This is a genomic window from Citrobacter sp. C13 (assembly GCF_014596815.2).
Classification (GTDB): Bacteria; Pseudomonadota; Gammaproteobacteria; order Enterobacterales; family Enterobacteriaceae; genus Citrobacter; species Citrobacter portucalensis.
This window is the reverse complement of the sequence record NZ_CP115024.1, coordinates 2,114,968-2,131,811: the sequence shown is the minus strand read 5'-3', so window position 1 is coordinate 2,131,811 and position 16,844 is coordinate 2,114,968. Positions and strand designations below refer to the sequence as shown.

Here is a 16,844-nt window from a genome sequence, read left to right as displayed (position 1 = left end):
TTGGCGCGCATCTTACCACACTCCGTAACAAATTACTCAGCCGTTGGTATGGCAAGAAAGCGAACCGCGCGAGCAATGTCACGCGTCCGTGGAGCAGGTGGCAGACTCGCCAGGAAGGTGGCGCCGTATGGCCGCATAACCAGACGATTGTCGCAAATCACCAGCACGCCGCGATCGTCAGCATCACGTATCAGACGCCCTACCCCCTGCTTCAGGGTGATTACCGCATCCGGCAACTGGACGTCTTCAAACGGATCGCCGCCGCGCAGTCGACAATCCTCCATTCGGGCTTTTAACAGCGGGTCGTCCGGCGAGGTAAACGGCAGTTTATCGATTATCACCAGCGACAGGGTATCGCCGCGCACGTCCACGCCTTCCCAGAAGCTGCTGGTGGCAACCAGTAGCGCATTACCTGCGCTGACAAACTGCTGTAGCAGTTGTCCTTTGCTGGTTTCGCCCTGCAGCAGTACGGGAAGCGTCATAGTAGCGCGGAATTGTTCCGCCAGATCGCGCATCATCGCGTGCGAAGTGCACAGCATAAAACAGCGACCGTTGTTCGCTTCGATAATAGGTCGCAGCATGGATGCCAGCTGACGCGCAGCCCCCGGCTGGTTGGTTTGCGGGAGATTACGCGGTACGCACAGCAGCGCCTGGCGCGTGTAATCAAAAGGGCTCGGCAGCAGCATCGACTCGGCATCTTCAATACCCAGTCGTGCAGTGAAATGATGAAGGTCATCGTTTACCGACAGCGTCGCGGAAGTAAAAATCCAGCAGCCCGGCTTTTGTTCCATCACTTCTTTGAATTTATCCGCCACCGTAAGCGGCGTCAGCGCGAGGGTGAAATGGCGGGAGGTGCATTCATACCAGTAGCTGAAGCCTGGCTGGTTGATCTCTTTCAGGCGCTTCAGACGCGCACGATAAAGCGTGGCGCGCTCAAACGCGGCATCCAGCAACGCCGAACGCCCGAGAGACAGCTTCGCCACGTCATAACACAGCTCCAACGTGTCATCGAGCAGCAAAAACGCGCGCTGTACGCGCTGGTCGGCCAGCAGTTCCCGCAGGTTTCCGCGATAACCCGGCTCACCAAGCTGCAAGCGGAAGTCCTGAGCGCTTTGTGCAAGGCGATCGGCGCACTTTTGCAGCTGCTGAGTGTCTTTCAGCTCGGTGCGATAGGCAATGGTGATGTCTTTCGCCAGGTCTAACAGCTGGCGACTGGAGAGCGATTGACCAAAGTACTGGCTGGCGATATCCGGTAACTGATGCGCTTCATCGAAGATCATCACATCAGCTTCCGGGATCAGTTCGCCAAACCCGCTCTCTTTTACCACCATATCGGCGAGAAACAGATGATGGTTAACCACGACGACATCCGCATCCATCGCTTTTTTACGCGCTTTAACGACAAAACACTCTTTATACAGCGGGCAGTCGCTGCCCAGACAGTTGTCATTAGTGCTGGTCACCAGCGGCCAGGCCTGCGAGTCTTCCGCCACGCTGACGCAGGTGCTGATGTCCCCATCAAGGGTTTGATTTGACCAGGAGCGCAGCAGAATGACGTCGCTTAACGTTTGTACCGGCAAGTCGCCACCCGCCAGCGCCTGCTGTTCGAGACGTTCGAGGCACAGATAGTTTGAACGCCCTTTCAGCAGCGCCAGTTTACCGGTGAACTTCAGTGCTTTAGCGACAGTCGGGAGGTCGCGGCTGTATAGCTGATCCTGCAACGCCTTCGAGCCCGTGGAGACAATGACCTTCTTTCCGGCACGCAGCGCTGGGGCAAGATAAGCGTAGGTTTTACCCGTTCCGGTTCCGGCTTCTACCACCAGCGGTTGTGATTTTTCGATGGCATGACTGACGGCGATGGCCATCTGCCGCTGTGGTTCTCGCGGTTTAAAACCCGGTATCGCTTTAGCCAACTGACCGTCTGCTGCAAAATCGTCCGTCACACTGCCCCCTGTTCATTTGAACAGGGATTATGTCAGGCCAGCGGGTCTTTCGCCAGTTGAAGAGGTGACGTGGGCACAACATTATGGCAGTCTTGGCGCAACCCAAAGCTATTATGAAAAAACGTAAACGAGGAATGATTTATGACGATTGTGCGCATTGATGCCGAAGCGCGTTGGTCCGACGTGGTAATCCACAACAACACGCTGTATTACACCGGCGTGCCGGAAAATCTGGATGCAGACGCCTTTGAGCAGACGGCAAATACGCTGGCACAAATTGATGCGGTGCTGGAAAAACAAGGCAGCAACAAGTCACGTATTCTTGATGCCACCCTGTTTTTGGCAGACAAAAACGATTTTGCCGCCATGAACAAAGCCTGGGACGCGTGGGTCGTTGCTGGCCACGCGCCGGTACGTTGTACCGTTCAGGCCGGATTGATGAACCCGAAATACAAAGTTGAGATTAAGATAATCGCTGCAGTTTAAGCGGCGTTATTCGTCTTCATCTTCAAAACGCGCCACGATCCGCTCACCGGTATGACTGGCGCGTAACTCTTCAGCAACCAGAGCAATGGCTTGTCCGCTGCTCATCCCCTGTGACATCAGCTCCTGAATACGCTCTACCGCTTTTTGCTGCTGCTCATGACTGAGTGAAGGTAAACCTGCAAACATTGTTAACTCCTGCTAAATTGTCTGCGCTAATTATTTCATGCTACCGGGCAGTTAGCCAGTAGAGTAGCAACGAGTCAGGACTGATGAAGACGTTATCTCCCGCAGTAATCACATTACCCTGGCGTCAGGACGCCGCTGAACGCTATTTTTCGACATTAAGCCATCTGCCCTGGGCGATGCTGTTGCATTCAGGTCAAGCCGACCATCCGCATAACCGCTTTGATATTCTGGTGGCGGACCCCGTCACCACGTTGGTTACACGCGCTGAAGAGACCGTAGTGCAGAACGGGCACGCAATCACGCGCTCGCTTGATGATCCAATGACGGTATTACATTCCGCGCTAGCTGCACACAAGATTCACCCCGAGTATCACCCGGATCTGCCGTTTCAGGGCGGCGCGTTAGGTCTGTTTGGCTACGACCTTGGCCGACGCTTTGAATCTCTGCCGACTATTGCTGAGCGCGATATTACGCTACCGGATATGGCCGTTGGCATTTACGACTGGGCGCTGATTGTCGATCACCAGTTGCAGACTGTATCCCTGCTCAGCCATACCGATGTCGAGGCTCGCCTGAAGTGGCTCGATGCGCAACAACCGCCAACGCGTGAGCCGTTTACATTGACCTCGGCGTGGCAGTCCAATATGAGCCGCGCCCGGTACGGCGAAAAATTCCGCCAGGTGCAGGGCTATCTGCACAGCGGCGATTGTTACCAGGTCAACCTCGCGCAGCGTTTTCAAGCGCATTACGAGGGGGATGAGTGGCAGGCATTCGTCAAACTCAATCACGCTAACCGCGCCCCGTTCAGCGCGTTTATTCGTCTTGAGGAAGGCGTTATCCTCAGTCTTTCGCCGGAACGTTTTATTCTGCTGGAGAATCAGCATATCCAGACGCGTCCTATTAAAGGTACGTTGCCCAGGCTTGAAGATGCCGATGCCGATCGTGAGCAGGCCCGGCGGCTGGCGAATTCGCCGAAGGATCGTGCGGAGAACCTGATGATCGTCGATTTGATGCGTAATGATATTGGCCGCGTTGCCGTACCGGGTTCGGTACAGGTTCCGGAGCTGTTTGTCGTAGAACCGTTCCCTGCCGTTCATCATTTGGTCAGCACCATTACCGCACGTCTGCCAGAGTCATTACACGCCACCGATCTGCTACGCGCAGCCTTCCCCGGCGGCTCTATTACCGGTGCGCCGAAAGTGCGGGCGATGGAAATTATTGACGAACTGGAGCCACAAAGACGTAATGCCTGGTGTGGCAGCATCGGTTATCTGAGTTTTTGCGGCAATATGGATACCAGCATCACCATTCGCACGCTGACAGCCACAAACGGGCAAATTTATTGTTCCGCTGGCGGCGGCATAGTGGCGGACAGTCAGGAAGACGCTGAATATCAGGAAACATTTGATAAAGTGAATCGTATTTTGCACCAACTGGAGAACTGAGACGTGGAATACAGCAGCCTGACGCTTGATGATTTCTTATCGCGCTTTCAACTCCTGCGCCCGCAGGTCAATCATGCCGCGTTAAACCTGCGCCAGGCCGCCGTACTGATCCCCGTCGTGCGTCGTCCACAGCCGGGGTTGTTGTTAACCCAGCGTTCCGTTCACCTACGCAAGCACGCCGGACAGGTCGCCTTCCCCGGTGGGGCGGTGGATAGCAGTGATGCCTCGTTAATTGCCGCCGCCCTTCGCGAGGCACAGGAGGAGGTGGCGATCCCACCTTCATGCGTAGAAGTGATCGGCGTTCTGCCACCGGTCGACAGCGTGACCGGTTTCCAGGTCACCCCAGTGGTAGGCATTATCCCACCTAATCTGCCGTATCGCGCCAGTGAAGATGAAGTTTCAGCAGTGTTCGAAATGCCGCTGGCCCAGGCCCTGCATTTAGGTCGTTACCACCCGTTGGATATTTACCGTCGTGGCGATTCACATCGCGTATGGCTTTCCTGGTATGAGCAATATTTCGTCTGGGGAATGACTGCCGGAATAATTCGTGAGCTGGCGCTGCAAATTGGCGTCAAGCCCTGACTATACTTATCTTTACGCGCGCCATAGACAACTTGAAACTCAGGTCACAACATTAGTAAAACCGCGGTTATCTATTAGTTTAATTCATGTGAATAGTTAAGCCGATCGCCGCGTTCCCTCTTACACTATGCGCAGTTATAACATCGTTACTGGAAAGCCCAGTCGCCCTGTAGGAGTATTATCGTGATTAGTCTATTCGACATGTTTAAGGTGGGGATTGGTCCCTCATCTTCCCATACCGTAGGGCCTATGAAGGCGGGTAAACAGTTCGTCGATGACCTGGTCGAAAAAGGATTACTGGACAGCGTTACTCGTGTCGCCGTCGACGTGTATGGTTCACTGTCGCTCACGGGTAAAGGTCACCACACCGATATCGCCATTATTATGGGTCTGGCAGGCAATGAGCCTGCTACCGTGGATATTGATAGCATCCCCGGATTTATCCGCGACGTAGAAACGCGTGGACGCCTGCTGCTTGCGCAGGGTCAGCACGAAGTGGATTTCCCGCAGAATGACGGGATGCGTTTTCACAACGGCAACCTGCCGCTGCATGAAAACGGAATGCAGATCCATGCGTACAATGGCGAAACCGTCATTTATAGCAAAACCTACTACTCAATCGGCGGTGGATTCATCGTTGATGAAGAACATTTTGGTCAGGATGCCGCGGGCGAGGTCAGCGTGCCTTATCCGTTCAAATCCGCGACTGAAATGCTGGAGTACTGCAACAGCACCGGCCTGTCTCTCTCTGGCATGGCGATGCAGAACGAACTTGCTCTGCACAGCAAAAAAGAGATTGAAGAGTACTTTGGCCACGTCTGGCAAACCATGCAGGCCTGTATCGATCGTGGCATGAACACCGAAGGTGTGTTGCCGGGTCCGCTGCGCGTTCCTCGTCGTGCTTCAGCTCTGCGTCGTATGCTGGTTTCCAGCGATAAGCTGTCCAACGATCCGATGAACGTGATCGACTGGGTTAACATGTTCGCGCTGGCCGTTAACGAAGAAAACGCCGCAGGCGGTCGCGTAGTGACAGCGCCAACCAACGGTGCCTGCGGTATCGTGCCTGCGGTACTGGCCTATTACGATCATTTCATCGAGTCCGTCAGCCCGGATATCTATACCCGCTATTTCCTGGCGGCCGGTGCAATTGGCGCGTTGTACAAAATGAACGCCTCAATCTCTGGTGCAGAAGTAGGTTGTCAGGGTGAAGTGGGCGTAGCCTGCTCCATGGCTGCCGCTGGTCTGGCTGAACTGTTGGGCGCGAGCCCTGAGCAGGTGTGTGTTGCTGCCGAAATCGGCATGGAACATAACCTCGGCTTAACCTGCGATCCGGTTGCCGGTCAGGTACAGGTTCCGTGCATTGAGCGTAACGCCATTGCTTCAGTGAAGGCGATCAACGCTGCGCGTATGGCAATGCGCCGTACCAGCGCGCCGCGCGTCTCGCTGGATAAAGTCATTGAGACCATGTACGAAACAGGTAAAGACATGAACGCCAAATACCGCGAAACGTCACGCGGTGGCCTGGCAATCAAAGTTCAATGTGACTAATACTTAATTTTCGCCCATCTGCGACGGATGGGCGAATTTGCCCCCTCTCCCTCGTCTACTGTAATTTTCCCCACTACACTTGCTCTGTTGCTGTTGGCTTCTGTGACCAACGGCTTATCGGGCGGCCCGCATGCAAACAGCACAACGGATCATTAAAAATTATCGCCGGAATCGCTTAATCGTCTGCACAGTATGTGCACTACTGACGCTCATCCTCACATTAACTGTCCGATTTATTTCGGAGCGTAATTTAAATCACCGAAATATCGTCACCTTTGCCAACCATGCTGTAGAAGAACTGGATGACGTGCTTTTACCCTTGCAGACCGGACGTGATGTATTGCTGCCGTTAATTGGCCTCCCCTGCTCAGTGGCGCGTTTACCCTTAAGCAAACATGCCGCAAGACTGCAAACGGTGCGTTCTATTAATCTGATTCAAAGCGGGATCCTCTATTGCTCCAGCATTTTTGGGTATCGCAATGTCCCCATTCGTCAACTACAGCCCGAATTACCCAGCCGGGAACCGCAACTGCTGCTGTCTACTGACCATTCGCTGATTAAAGGGAGTCCGATTTTGACGCAGTGGTACCCGTCCTCTGCTGATGGTGAAGATGGCGTGCTGGAAATCGTCAATATTGATTTATTGTCGTCTATGTTGCTTGAACCCCAGCCGCCGCAGATCACCGATGCCAGCTTAACCGTTGGTAATCGGCATCTACTGTATGATCAAGGTGTGGTCGATACTCTGCCTAAGCTAAATGATGAAAAACGCTACCAGCTGTCATCTCAACATTTCCCGTTTACCATTAGCGTCACCGGCCCCGGTCCCAGTGAACTGGCGATTAAACATCTGCCAACACAGCTGCCGCTGGCGGTGATCCTAAGTTTATTAGTGGGTTACCTGGCATGGCTGGCGACCGCCAGCAGAATGAGTTTTTCCTGGGAGATTAATCTGGCCCTTGCTGCTCGGGAATTCGAGCTATTTTGCCAGCCGCTGCTTAATGCGCAAACCCAGCAATGCATGGGCGTGGAGATTCTTCTACGCTGGAATAACCCACGCCAGGGTTGGATCTCTCCGGAAGTGTTTATTCCCATCGCTGAGGAGCACAACCTGATTGTGCCGCTAACCCGTCATGTCATCGCAGAAACCATTCAGCAAAGACACGTTTTCCCGATGAGCAGTCAGTTTCATATTGGGATTAATGTCGCCGCCAGCCATTTTCGTAACGGCACGCTGCTAAAAGATCTTAATCAGTACTGGTTCAGCCAGCACCCAATCCAGCAGTTGGTTATCGAACTGACCGAACGCGATGCGTTACTGGATGTGGATTATCGGGTCGTACGCGAATTAAATCGGCTTGGCGTAAAACTGGCGATTGATGATTTCGGTACCGGTAACAGCTCGCTCTCCTGGCTGGAAAAACTACGCCCGGATGTGCTGAAGATCGATAAATCATTTACTTCGGCCATAGGAACAGACGCCGTGAACTCAACCGTCACAGACATCATTATCGCTTTGGGGAAAAAATTGAATATAGAACTGGTGGCGGAAGGCGTTGAAACCCAGGCGCAGGCTCAGCATTTGCGCCGACACGGCGTACATTTGTTGCAAGGTTTTTTGTACGCAAAGCCAATGCCGCTGCGTGATTTCCCAAAATGGCTGGCGGGCAGCACGCCGCCGCCCACCCGACATAACGGGCGACACAGTATGCCCGTCATGCCGTTTCGCTAAACCCGGTTACTCGTCTTCGTCGTGAGCGGGTTGTTCTTTAACAATGCGAACTAAATCCACACGATAGTCATTCGCTTCGACAATCGTAATGCTCAGCGGTGCGACTTCGATAACATCACCTACACGTGGAATATGGCCGTTAGCCGCAATGACTAAACCTGCCACCGTGGCGATGTCTTCGTCTTCATTCACTAACGTATCCACGTCCAGCGCCTGTTGCAACGCATGCAGATCGGTACCGCCTTTGACCAACCAACCACCTGCATCAGCAATAATTTCAGGTGTTTCATCGGCATCCGGGAATTCACCGGCAATGGCTTCTAATACGTCCAGCGGCGTGACCAGACCCTGTACTACGCCAAACTCGTTAGTGACGATAACGAAGCTACCGCGGGCACGACGCAGTACGCCTAACAGATTGATCGGGTCCAGCGTCTCCGGAACAACAATAGCCGGAGAAGCAGAGGCAATCGCCGCCACATCCACACCGTCTTCCAGCGCCACCAGCAGCTCTTTAGCACGCACGATACCGATGATCTCATCCAGTTCGCCACGACACACCGGGAACAGGCTGTGAGGTGAAGAGAGCAACTGCTCGCGAATTTCCGCCACGCTCAGGTCGGCATCAACCCAGCTGATTTCACCACGTGGCGTCATAATGCCGCGTAACGAACGCGACGCCAGGGAGAGGACGCCGTTGATCATATAGCGTTCTTCTTCCACAAACGCGCCTTCCGGGACAGGAACCGGCACCGGGTTATCGGATTCCATCTGCACGCTGGCCTGACGTTTACCGCCCATCAGACGCAGGATTGCATCGGCAGTACGTGCACGCAGCGGCAGCGTCGACTGGTGGCGAATAAAATTACGACGGGCAATCTGGTTAAACAGCTCGATGATGATCGAGAAACCAATCGCCGCATACAGATAACCTTTCGGAATATGGAAGCCAAACCCTTCGGCAACCAGGCTCAGACCAATCATCAACAGGAAGCTCAGACACAGCACCACCACCGTCGGGTGTTGGTTCACAAATCGTGTCAGCGGCTTAGAGGCCAGCAGCATCACGGCCATGGCAATCACTACTGCCGCCATCATCACTGGCAGATGGTTGACCATGCCGACCGCCGTAATCACGGCATCCAGCGAGAACACCGCATCGAGGATGACAATCTGCGTTACGACAACCCAAAAGCTCGCATACCCTTTCGTCTGCCCGGTATCATGTTCACGGTTTTCCAGCCGCTCATGCAGCTCTGTCGTAGCCTTGAACAAGAGGAAGATACCCCCCAGCAGCATAATCAGATCGCGCCCCGAGAACGCATAGTCCATTACCGTGAACAGCGGCTTTGTCAGCGTCACCATCCACGAAATCACGGACAACAAGCCCAGACGCATAATCAGTGCCAGTGACAAACCGATTAAACGCGCTTTATCACGCTGTTTCGGCGGCAGCTTATCAGCCAGGATCGCAATGAAGACCAGGTTATCAATACCCAGAACAATTTCGAGAACGACAAGCGTGAGCAAACCCACCCAAATCTGCGGGTCCATTAATAATTCCATGACAAGCTCCTGCTTAAGGAATGACCAAACTGCGCGCTGAGGATCTCAGGCGTTAAAGCGATATGCAGAGAAAATTTGTGGCAAAAAGTGCCAATCTGACAGGCTTGATACGGCCTGAAGGTGAAATGACGTCGGTGACGATCCATATGGTGGGCTACTGCCCTATACTCCTGAGTAATTAAACAGATGCTAAACATAACAGAGACAACCGGTTTTTAGCAAAGATTTACCTTCCTTTGCAATAAGTTGTTTCGGAGATATTTTACCCTTCGAAATTTCTTTTTATCGGAAGTTAAATTACGGATCTTCATCACATAAAATATTTTTTTCGATATCTAAAATAATTCACGAAAATCATAGGTTTTTCTTTGTAACCCTTATCTGAATCGATTCGATTGCGGACGACGATTCAAATACATCTTCACGTTGATGTGTTAACGATAATAAAGGAGGTAGCAAGTGACCATTGCTATTGTAATAGGCACACATGGTTGGGCTGCAGAGCAGTTACTTAAGACGGCAGAGATGCTGTTAGGCGAGCAGGAAAACGTCGGCTGGATCGATTTCGTTCCAGGCGAAAATGCTGAAACGCTGATCGAAAAGTACAACGCTCAGTTGGCAAAACTCGATACCAGTAAAGGCGTGCTGTTTCTCGTTGACACATGGGGAGGCAGCCCGTTTAACGCTGCGAGCCGCATTGTCGTCGATAAAGAGCATTACGAAGTAATCGCCGGTGTGAACATTCCCATGCTGGTTGAAACCTTCATGGCGCGTGATGACAACCCGAGCTTCGATGAATTAGTGGCACTGGCCGTTGAAACCGGTAGTGAAGGCGTGAAAGCGCTGAAAGCGAAACCGGTGGAAAAAGCCGCTCCTGCCCCCGTCGCGGCACCGAAAGCAGCAACCCCCGCGAAACCGATGGGGCCGAACGATTATATGCAGATCGGCCTGGCGCGTATTGATGACCGCTTAATCCATGGTCAGGTGGCAACTCGCTGGACCAAAGAAACCAACGTAACGCGCATTATCGTCGTCAGTGATGAAGTTGCCGCCGATACCGTGCGTAAAACGCTGCTGACTCAGGTAGCACCTCCGGGTGTGACGGCGCATGTGGTTGATGTCGCGAAAATGATCCGCGTCTACAACAACCCGAAATATGCAGGTGAGCGTGTGATGCTGTTGTTCACCAACCCAACCGACGTAGAACGTATCGTTGAAGGTGGTGTGAAAATTACCTCCGTAAACATTGGCGGTATGGCTTTCCGTCAGGGTAAAACGCAGGTAAACAACGCAATTTCTGTCGATGACAAAGACATCGAAGCCTTCAAGAAACTCAACGAACGCGGTATTGAGCTTGAGGCCCGTAAGGTTTCTACCGATCAGAAACTGAAAATGATGGATTTGATTGCCAAGGTGAAATAATTCCCTGGCATTTACTTAGTTTTCACACTTAAGTCTGTATAGCAATAGGAGAAGTACAATGGAGATTACCACTCTTCAGATTGTGCTGGTGTTCATCGTCGCATGTATCGCGGGTATGGAGTCGGTACTCGATGAATTTCAGTTCCACCGTCCGTTGGTGGCCTGTACGCTGATTGGCGCCGTTCTCGGGGATATGAAAACCGGTATCATCATCGGTGGTACCCTGGAAATGATCGCCCTGGGCTGGATGAACATCGGTGCTGCGGTTGCACCAGATGCCGCGCTGGCCTCAATTATCTCTACCGTTCTGGTTATCGCGGGTCACCAAAGCATTGGTGCCGGTATCGCGCTGGCTATCCCACTGGCAGCAGCAGGCCAGGTACTGACCATTATCGTTCGTACTATCACCGTAGCATTCCAGCACGCAGCGGATAAGGCGGCCGAAAACGGTAACCTGACGGCGCTCTCCTGGCTGCACGTATCCTCTCTGTTCCTGCAGGCTATGCGTATCGCTATCCCGGCGGTAATCGTAGCGATTTCTGTTGGTACCAGTGAAGTTCAGAGCATGCTTAACGCCATTCCGGAAGTCGTAACCGGTGGTCTGAACATCGCAGGCGGTATGATCGTAGTGGTTGGTTATGCGATGGTCATCAACATGATGCGCGCAGGCTATCTGATGCCATTCTTCTACCTCGGCTTCGTCACCGCGGCATTTACTAACTTCAACCTGGTTGCTCTGGGTGTGATTGGCGCAGTCATGGCCATCCTCTACATTCAGCTGAGCCCGAAATATAACCGCGTAGCCGGTGCACCTGCTGCGGCGGCTGGCAATAACGATCTCGATAACGAACTGGACTAGCAGGTGAGCGAAATGGTTGATATGACTAAAACTACCACCGAGAAAAAACTCACTCCGAGTGACATTCGTGGCGTGTTCATTCGTTCTAACCTGTTTCAGGGTTCATGGAACTTCGAACGTATGCAGGCGCTGGGTTTCTGTTTCTCCATGGTACCGGCGATCCGCCGCTTGTACCCGGAAAACAACGATGCACGTAAGCAAGCGATTAAGCGTCACCTGGAATTCTTTAACACCCATCCGTACGTAGCGGCTCCAGTACTGGGCGTTACGCTGGCAATGGAAGAACAGCGTGCAAACGGCGCAGAGATTGACGATGGTGCCATCAACGGTATCAAAGTTGGTCTGATGGGTCCGCTGGCAGGCGTCGGTGACCCGATCTTCTGGGGTACCGTTCGTCCGGTATTCGCCGCACTCGGCGCAGGTATCGCGATGAGCGGTAGCCTGCTGGGGCCACTGCTGTTCTTCATCCTGTTTAACCTGGTTCGTCTGGCAACCCGTTATTACGGTGTGGCATATGGCTACCGTAAAGGTGTCGATATCGTTAAAGATATGGGCGGCGGCTTCCTGCAGAAACTGACTGAGGGGGCGTCAATCCTCGGCCTGTTTGTCATGGGAGCATTGGTTAACAAGTGGACGCACGTAAACATCCCACTGGTGGTTTCTACTATCACCGGTCAGGATGGTCAGACTCGTGTTACCACCGTGCAGACTATCCTTGACCAGCTGATGCCGGGTCTGGTTCCTCTGCTGCTGACATTCGCCTGTATGTGGCTGCTGCGTAAGAAAGTGAACCCGCTGTGGATCATCGTTGGCTTCTTCGTCATCGGTATCGCGGGCTACGCTGTCGGACTGCTCGGCCTGTAAGACTGTTGTACATCACCGGGGGCTTGCCCCCGGTTTTTCTATTTAGAGGGTTGAGGATTCATGACTATCACGGACCTGGTGCTGGTTCTATTTATCTTTTCGCTGCTGGCGTATGCCATTTACGATCAGTTCATCATGCCCCGCCGTAATGGCCCTACTCTGCTTACTGTCGCCCTGCTTCCCCGCAGCAGAGTCGACAGCGTTATCTTCCTTGGCTTGGTAGCTATTCTTATCTACAACAACATCACCAGCCACGGCGCGCAATTTACCACATGGTTATTATGTGCACTGGTATTGATGGGGTTGTATCTGTTCTGGATCCGTACGCCAAAAATCATCTTCAAGCAGAAAGGTTTTTTCTTCGCCAACGTCTGGATTGAATATAACCGCATTAAAGAGATGAATTTATCTGAAGACGGTGTATTAGTGATGCAATTAGAACATCGAAGATTGTTGATTCGCGTACGAAATATAGACGATCTTGAGAGAATATATAAACTTTTAATTTCAAATCAATAAGTTATAAATATAGCCTGAACTATGTTTTTTATATATCAGCATAAAAATAAACATAGCCAAGGCTATATTTCACTGTCCGCAATGTTATTTATTTTAACGTTTTATTTAAAAATAAATCTAAATGAAAATCGTTTTCAATTAGAAGTCAAATATTATTTCTGCGTTTCTTGTTTTATATTCTCAAAATATGTTAAGGTTGCGCCCGTCGTTGGGGAGTAGCCGATTTCCAGACTCCGGAAATGTACGTGTCAACATACTCGTTGAAAAACGTGGCGCGTACGGACTGAACTTACAGGTTCAGTCAGGCGAGACCATAGGCACATCAACTGCAATGCATATTTGAATGGCGCTGTATTTACAGTGATTCCAGCTTATGTGCATGGTTACTGGGGGCAGTGATGTGTTTTATGGATACCCCGGTCAGGACGCTGTTATGAATCTCACCGCTACCGTTTTTCTCGCTTTCGGCATGTCGATGGATGCTTTCGCCGCATCAATTGGCAAAGGCGCCACCCTGCATAAACCCAAATTTTCTGAAGCATTGCGCACCGGTCTGATATTCGGCGCAGTTGAAACACTTACGCCACTGATTGGCTGGGGCATGGGGATGCTGGCCAGCAAATTCGTGCTGGAGTGGAACCACTGGATCGCCTTCATTCTGCTGATCTTTTTAGGCGGGCGAATGATAATCGAAGGTTTTCGCGACAACGGTGATGAAGATGAAGAGCCGCAGCGCCGTCATGGTTTCTGGCTGCTGGTTACCACCGCCATTGCCACCAGTCTTGACGCAATGGCCGTCGGGGTGGGTCTGGCTTTCCTGCAGGTCAACATTATTGCCACCGCTCTGGCCATCGGCTGCGCCACATTGATAATGTCCACGCTCGGCATGATGATCGGTCGTTTCATTGGCCCGATGCTGGGCAAACGAGCAGAAATTTTGGGTGGAGTGGTACTGATTGGTATCGGTGCCCAGATCCTCTGGGCACACTTCCACGGTTAATTCAGGCGCTGCCAGACATGAATACTAAAGTCGGTCTGGCAGTCAAACGTCGTTTTCCCCGCTAACGTTTCCCACACTTCCGGCTTTGCCCGCCAGGCGAACGGCGTCATTTGCAGTAAGGCAACGGCCTCGCTGCCCTGAAGCTGCATCTGATACCCCAGCGCAATACTCTGTTGCAGAACAAAACCGTCCAGTTGCTCAGTATGGGGCGCATGCAAACGCACCTCATCATAAATCAGCCCTTTCAGTTCCATTAAATGACGCGGTCCCGGCGTGGCGGTGATAACCCATCCCCCCGGTTTAACCACGCGAGCCAGCTCTTGCGCTTTACAGGGCGCATAGATCCTGATGATGGCATCCATTGACTCGTCTGCGAACGGCAGACGATGGCTGGAGGCAACGCAAAAGGTCACCTGCGGATAGCGTCTGGCTGCGGCTTTAATTGCCACTTTGGAGACGTCAAGACCAAAGGTTGTACAGCCCGCCAGCGCGTCGGCAAATGCATGGGTGTAATACCCTTCCCCACAGCCAATATCCAGGATCGCTGCATCTTCTGAAGTCGACTTCTCTTTCAGCACATTCACAATCGCATCACGCAACGGTTGATAGTGCCCGGCATCAAGAAATGCCCGTCGCGCCTGCATCATCTCAGCGCTGTCACCCGGATCGCGCGATCGTTTATGCTGAACCGGCAGTAAGTTGACATACCCTTCTTTCGCCACGTCAAACTGGTGCCGCCCGGGGCAGACAAAACTGTTATTCGCTTGAGTAAGAGGCTGGTGGCAAAGAGGACAGGAAAACGACATGACAACTCCGGCAGGTGACTTAAGGGCGCAAGTGTAACGCGAATTGCGCCCTGGGAAAATAACTTACAGCGACGGCGAGGATACGTTGCTGCCGTGCATCACCAGCAGATGATCGGAGTCAGCAGGCATGCCATCCGGTTTAACGTTCTCCAGACGCAGGACATCACCCATTATCTGGCTGAAGACAGGCGCAGAGACAGCCCCACCATAATAAGCACCGTTTTGCGGATTATTGATGACGACAACCAATGCGAATTTCGGGTCGCTCGCTGGCGCAACACCTGCCGTGTAGGCCACGTATTTATCGACATACTTACCGTCATCACCAATTTTCTTTGCCGTTCCTGTTTTAACCGCCACGCGATAATCTCTGACCGCGGCTTTAGTTCCCCCACCACCGGGTAACGCAACGCTTTCCATCATATGTTCAACCTGGTGAACCAGCGCCTCCGGCATCACTCGGGTACCGATTACCGGCGGGTCAATACGGGTAATCGAAAGGGGCCGATAGATACCAAAACTACCAATGGTTGCATATACGTGCGCCAACTGCAGCGGCGTTACCATTAATCCATAACCAAATGCAAAGGTCGCGCGATCCAAATCGCTCCAGTAGCGGCGTTGAGGCATTAAACCGCTACTTTCACCGGTTAATCCCAGTCCGGTTGGGTCGCCAAAACCAAAGCTTTTATAGGTATCCAGCAATTTTTGGACAGGCATAGCCAATGAAAGGTGCGACACGCCGGTATCGCTCGATTTCTGTAAAATCCCGGTCAGCGACAGTTCCGGGTAAAATCCGACGTCGCGAATGCGATGTCCATCAAGGTAAAAAGGATGGGTATCAATCACGCTGTCGGGTTGTACTATCCCCTGCTGGAGTGCAGTCATGATCACCAGCGGTTTAACGGTTGAACCGGGTTCAAACGTATCGCTAATTGCACGGTTACGAAAATCATCCAGTACCGCGCCATCACGATTATTGGGGTTGAAGTCAGGAAAGCTCGCCATGGACAGTATTTCACCGGTAGCAATGTTGACCAGCACTGCGGCTCCTGATTCCGCTTTATTCCACGTAACGGCATTGTCCAACGCATCTTCGGTGACCGTCTGCAGACGCTCGTCGATGCTGAGCTGTAATTCGTGTGCAGGTACAGGCGTAACTTCGGTGATATTTTCGATGACATGGCCAAATTTGTCTTTACGTACCAGACGGGAGCCAGGTTTACCCATCAGCTGGTTATTAAAGCTCTTTTCCAGCCCTTCAATGCCTTGTCCATCAATGTTGGTAAAACCAATGAGATTCGCCGCTACGTGGCCTGCGGGATAGAACCGGCGGGATTCCTCGCGCAGGTTGATGCCCGGGAGATTAAGATCATCGACCCACTCAGCCTGCTGAGGGGAAATTTGTCGTGCCAGATAAATAAAACGTCCGCCAGGATTACTGTTAACGCGTTCCGCCAGCGTACTAAGTGACAAATGCAGAGTCCTTGCCAGAGCCTGCCAACGTTCGTTGTAACCCACGCCTCCCTTGCTGATGATGGTCTTAGGATCGGCCCATACGGCGTTAACCGGAACACTTACCGCCAGCGGTCGCCCTTCTCTATCGGTAATCATCCCGCGCGGCGAGGCAATAGTTACCTCACGTAACGAACGCATGTCTTCCTGTTTCACCAGACTCGTCGGCGTGACAATTTGCAGCCACGCAACCCGACCCAGCAGCAATCCCAGACTCAATAATATTGCCACACAAAGCAGGGCAAAACGTACGGGAGTAAAATTGCGCGCGTCGCCGTCGTTTTTCTTTTTCACCTGGTCTCCAGCAAGATAGTTTTTCAGGTGTCTGATTTAACGAGAAATGTCGTAAGAAAGCGGGTAAAACTATGCTA

Annotated in this window: 15 protein-coding genes and 1 riboswitch; of the genes, 10 read left to right on the top strand and 5 right to left on the bottom strand. The window is 52.3% G+C overall.

Features of this window, described 5'->3' with window-relative positions:
• Positions 1-32: 32 nt before the first annotated feature.
• A complete protein-coding gene (locus IB222_RS10215; protein ID WP_003833760.1) occupies positions 33-1,943 on the bottom strand; it encodes an ATP-dependent DNA helicase in 1,911 nt (636 codons plus the stop codon).
• A gap of 141 nt (positions 1,944-2,084) precedes the next feature.
• Here IB222_RS10215 and IB222_RS10210 point away from each other — a divergent pair, with 141 nt between their 5' ends.
• Positions 2,085-2,429, top strand: coding sequence for a RidA family protein (locus IB222_RS10210; protein ID WP_003020984.1), 345 nt, complete (start codon positions 2,085-2,087; stop codon positions 2,427-2,429).
• Between the two features lie 6 nt (positions 2,430-2,435).
• On the opposite strand, the gene IB222_RS10205 is transcribed toward IB222_RS10210, so the two are convergent.
• Entirely contained in the window at positions 2,436-2,615 is a 180-nt protein-coding gene (locus IB222_RS10205; RefSeq protein ID WP_003020986.1) for a YoaH family protein, read from the bottom strand.
• A gap of 83 nt (positions 2,616-2,698) precedes the next feature.
• Between IB222_RS10205 and pabB the strand changes: the two genes are divergently transcribed.
• The 4 genes from pabB (at position 2,699) to IB222_RS10185 (ending at position 7,922) form a co-directional block, all read left to right on the top strand.
• Positions 2,699-4,060 carry an aminodeoxychorismate synthase component 1 gene (gene pabB, locus IB222_RS10200; RefSeq protein ID WP_003833764.1) on the top strand — a complete coding sequence of 454 codons (1,362 nt, stop codon included), beginning with the start codon at positions 2,699-2,701 and terminating at the stop codon, positions 4,058-4,060.
• Between the two features lie 3 nt (positions 4,061-4,063).
• Complete coding sequence (locus IB222_RS10195; protein ID WP_149384883.1) at positions 4,064-4,642, top strand: CoA pyrophosphatase; 579 nt, start codon at positions 4,064-4,066, stop codon at positions 4,640-4,642.
• A gap of 183 nt (positions 4,643-4,825) precedes the next feature.
• A complete protein-coding gene (sdaA, locus tag IB222_RS10190; protein WP_003833765.1) occupies positions 4,826-6,190 on the top strand; it encodes an L-serine ammonia-lyase in 1,365 nt (454 codons plus the stop codon).
• Between the two features lie 130 nt (positions 6,191-6,320).
• The gene (locus IB222_RS10185) at positions 6,321-7,922 is read left to right on the top strand and encodes an EAL domain-containing protein (protein ID WP_008785025.1); all 1,602 of its coding nucleotides are present in this window, start codon (positions 6,321-6,323) and stop codon (positions 7,920-7,922) included.
• A gap of 6 nt (positions 7,923-7,928) precedes the next feature.
• On the opposite strand, the gene yoaE is transcribed toward IB222_RS10185, so the two are convergent.
• Positions 7,929-9,488 carry a CNNM family cation transport protein YoaE gene (gene yoaE / locus IB222_RS10180; protein ID WP_008785026.1) on the bottom strand — a complete coding sequence of 520 codons (1,560 nt, stop codon included), beginning with the start codon at positions 9,486-9,488 and terminating at the stop codon, positions 7,929-7,931.
• 459 nt (positions 9,489-9,947) lie between these two features.
• On the opposite strand from yoaE, the gene manX reads away from it, so the two are divergent.
• The 5 genes from manX to mntP all read left to right on the top strand — a co-directional run bounded on the left by manX (position 9,948) and on the right by mntP (position 14,152).
• Positions 9,948-10,910 (top strand): PTS mannose transporter subunit IIAB, encoded by a 963-nt coding sequence (manX, locus tag IB222_RS10175; protein WP_003833768.1) that lies wholly within the window; start codon positions 9,948-9,950, stop codon positions 10,908-10,910.
• Between the two features lie 58 nt (positions 10,911-10,968).
• On the top strand, positions 10,969-11,769 hold the full coding sequence (locus tag IB222_RS10170; RefSeq protein WP_003021004.1) for a PTS mannose/fructose/sorbose transporter subunit IIC: 801 nt from the start codon (positions 10,969-10,971) through the stop codon (positions 11,767-11,769).
• Between the two features lie 12 nt (positions 11,770-11,781).
• Entirely contained in the window at positions 11,782-12,633 is an 852-nt protein-coding gene (locus IB222_RS10165) for a PTS mannose transporter subunit IID (protein ID WP_003833769.1), read from the top strand.
• Between the two features lie 60 nt (positions 12,634-12,693).
• On the top strand, positions 12,694-13,152 hold the full coding sequence (locus IB222_RS10160; RefSeq protein ID WP_003021010.1) for a DUF986 family protein: 459 nt from the start codon (positions 12,694-12,696) through the stop codon (positions 13,150-13,152).
• 198 nt (positions 13,153-13,350) lie between these two features.
• Positions 13,351-13,455: riboswitch (yybP-ykoY riboswitch) on the top strand.
• Positions 13,456-13,585: 130 nt separating this feature from the next.
• Positions 13,586-14,152 carry a manganese efflux pump MntP gene (gene mntP / locus IB222_RS10155; RefSeq protein WP_149384882.1) on the top strand — a complete coding sequence of 189 codons (567 nt, stop codon included), beginning with the start codon at positions 13,586-13,588 and terminating at the stop codon, positions 14,150-14,152.
• On the opposite strand, the gene rlmA is transcribed toward mntP, so the two are convergent.
• Positions 14,149-14,958, bottom strand: a complete 810-nt coding sequence (gene rlmA, locus IB222_RS10150; RefSeq protein WP_148361874.1) for a 23S rRNA (guanine(745)-N(1))-methyltransferase — start codon at positions 14,956-14,958, stop codon at positions 14,149-14,151. The two genes, mntP and rlmA, sit on opposite strands and share 4 nt — an antisense overlap.
• Before the next feature lie 63 nt (positions 14,959-15,021).
• On the bottom strand, positions 15,022-16,767 hold the full coding sequence (gene ftsI / locus IB222_RS10145) for a peptidoglycan glycosyltransferase FtsI (protein WP_003833773.1): 1,746 nt from the start codon (positions 16,765-16,767) through the stop codon (positions 15,022-15,024).
• Positions 16,768-16,844 lie beyond the last annotated feature (77 nt).

Excerpts from the sequence above, each read along its gene's own strand:
- IB222_RS10210 (WP_003020984.1), top strand. The coding sequence starts at position 2,085 with ATGACGATTGTGCGCATTGATGCCGAAGCGCGTTGGTCCGACGTGGTA.
- IB222_RS10205 (WP_003020986.1), bottom strand. The coding sequence starts at position 2,615 with ATGTTTGCAGGTTTACCTTCACTCAGTCATGAGCAGCAGCAAAAAGCG.
- pabB (WP_003833764.1), top strand. The coding sequence starts at position 2,699 with ATGAAGACGTTATCTCCCGCAGTAATCACATTACCCTGGCGTCAGGAC.
- IB222_RS10185 (WP_008785025.1), top strand. The coding sequence starts at position 6,321 with ATGCAAACAGCACAACGGATCATTAAAAATTATCGCCGGAATCGCTTA.
- yoaE (WP_008785026.1), bottom strand. The coding sequence starts at position 9,488 with ATGGAATTATTAATGGACCCGCAGATTTGGGTGGGTTTGCTCACGCTT.
- IB222_RS10170 (WP_003021004.1), top strand. The coding sequence starts at position 10,969 with ATGGAGATTACCACTCTTCAGATTGTGCTGGTGTTCATCGTCGCATGT.
- IB222_RS10165 (WP_003833769.1), top strand. The coding sequence starts at position 11,782 with ATGGTTGATATGACTAAAACTACCACCGAGAAAAAACTCACTCCGAGT.
- IB222_RS10160 (WP_003021010.1), top strand. The coding sequence starts at position 12,694 with ATGACTATCACGGACCTGGTGCTGGTTCTATTTATCTTTTCGCTGCTG.
- mntP (WP_149384882.1), top strand. The coding sequence starts at position 13,586 with ATGAATCTCACCGCTACCGTTTTTCTCGCTTTCGGCATGTCGATGGAT.
- rlmA (WP_148361874.1), bottom strand. The coding sequence starts at position 14,958 with ATGTCGTTTTCCTGTCCTCTTTGCCACCAGCCTCTTACTCAAGCGAAT.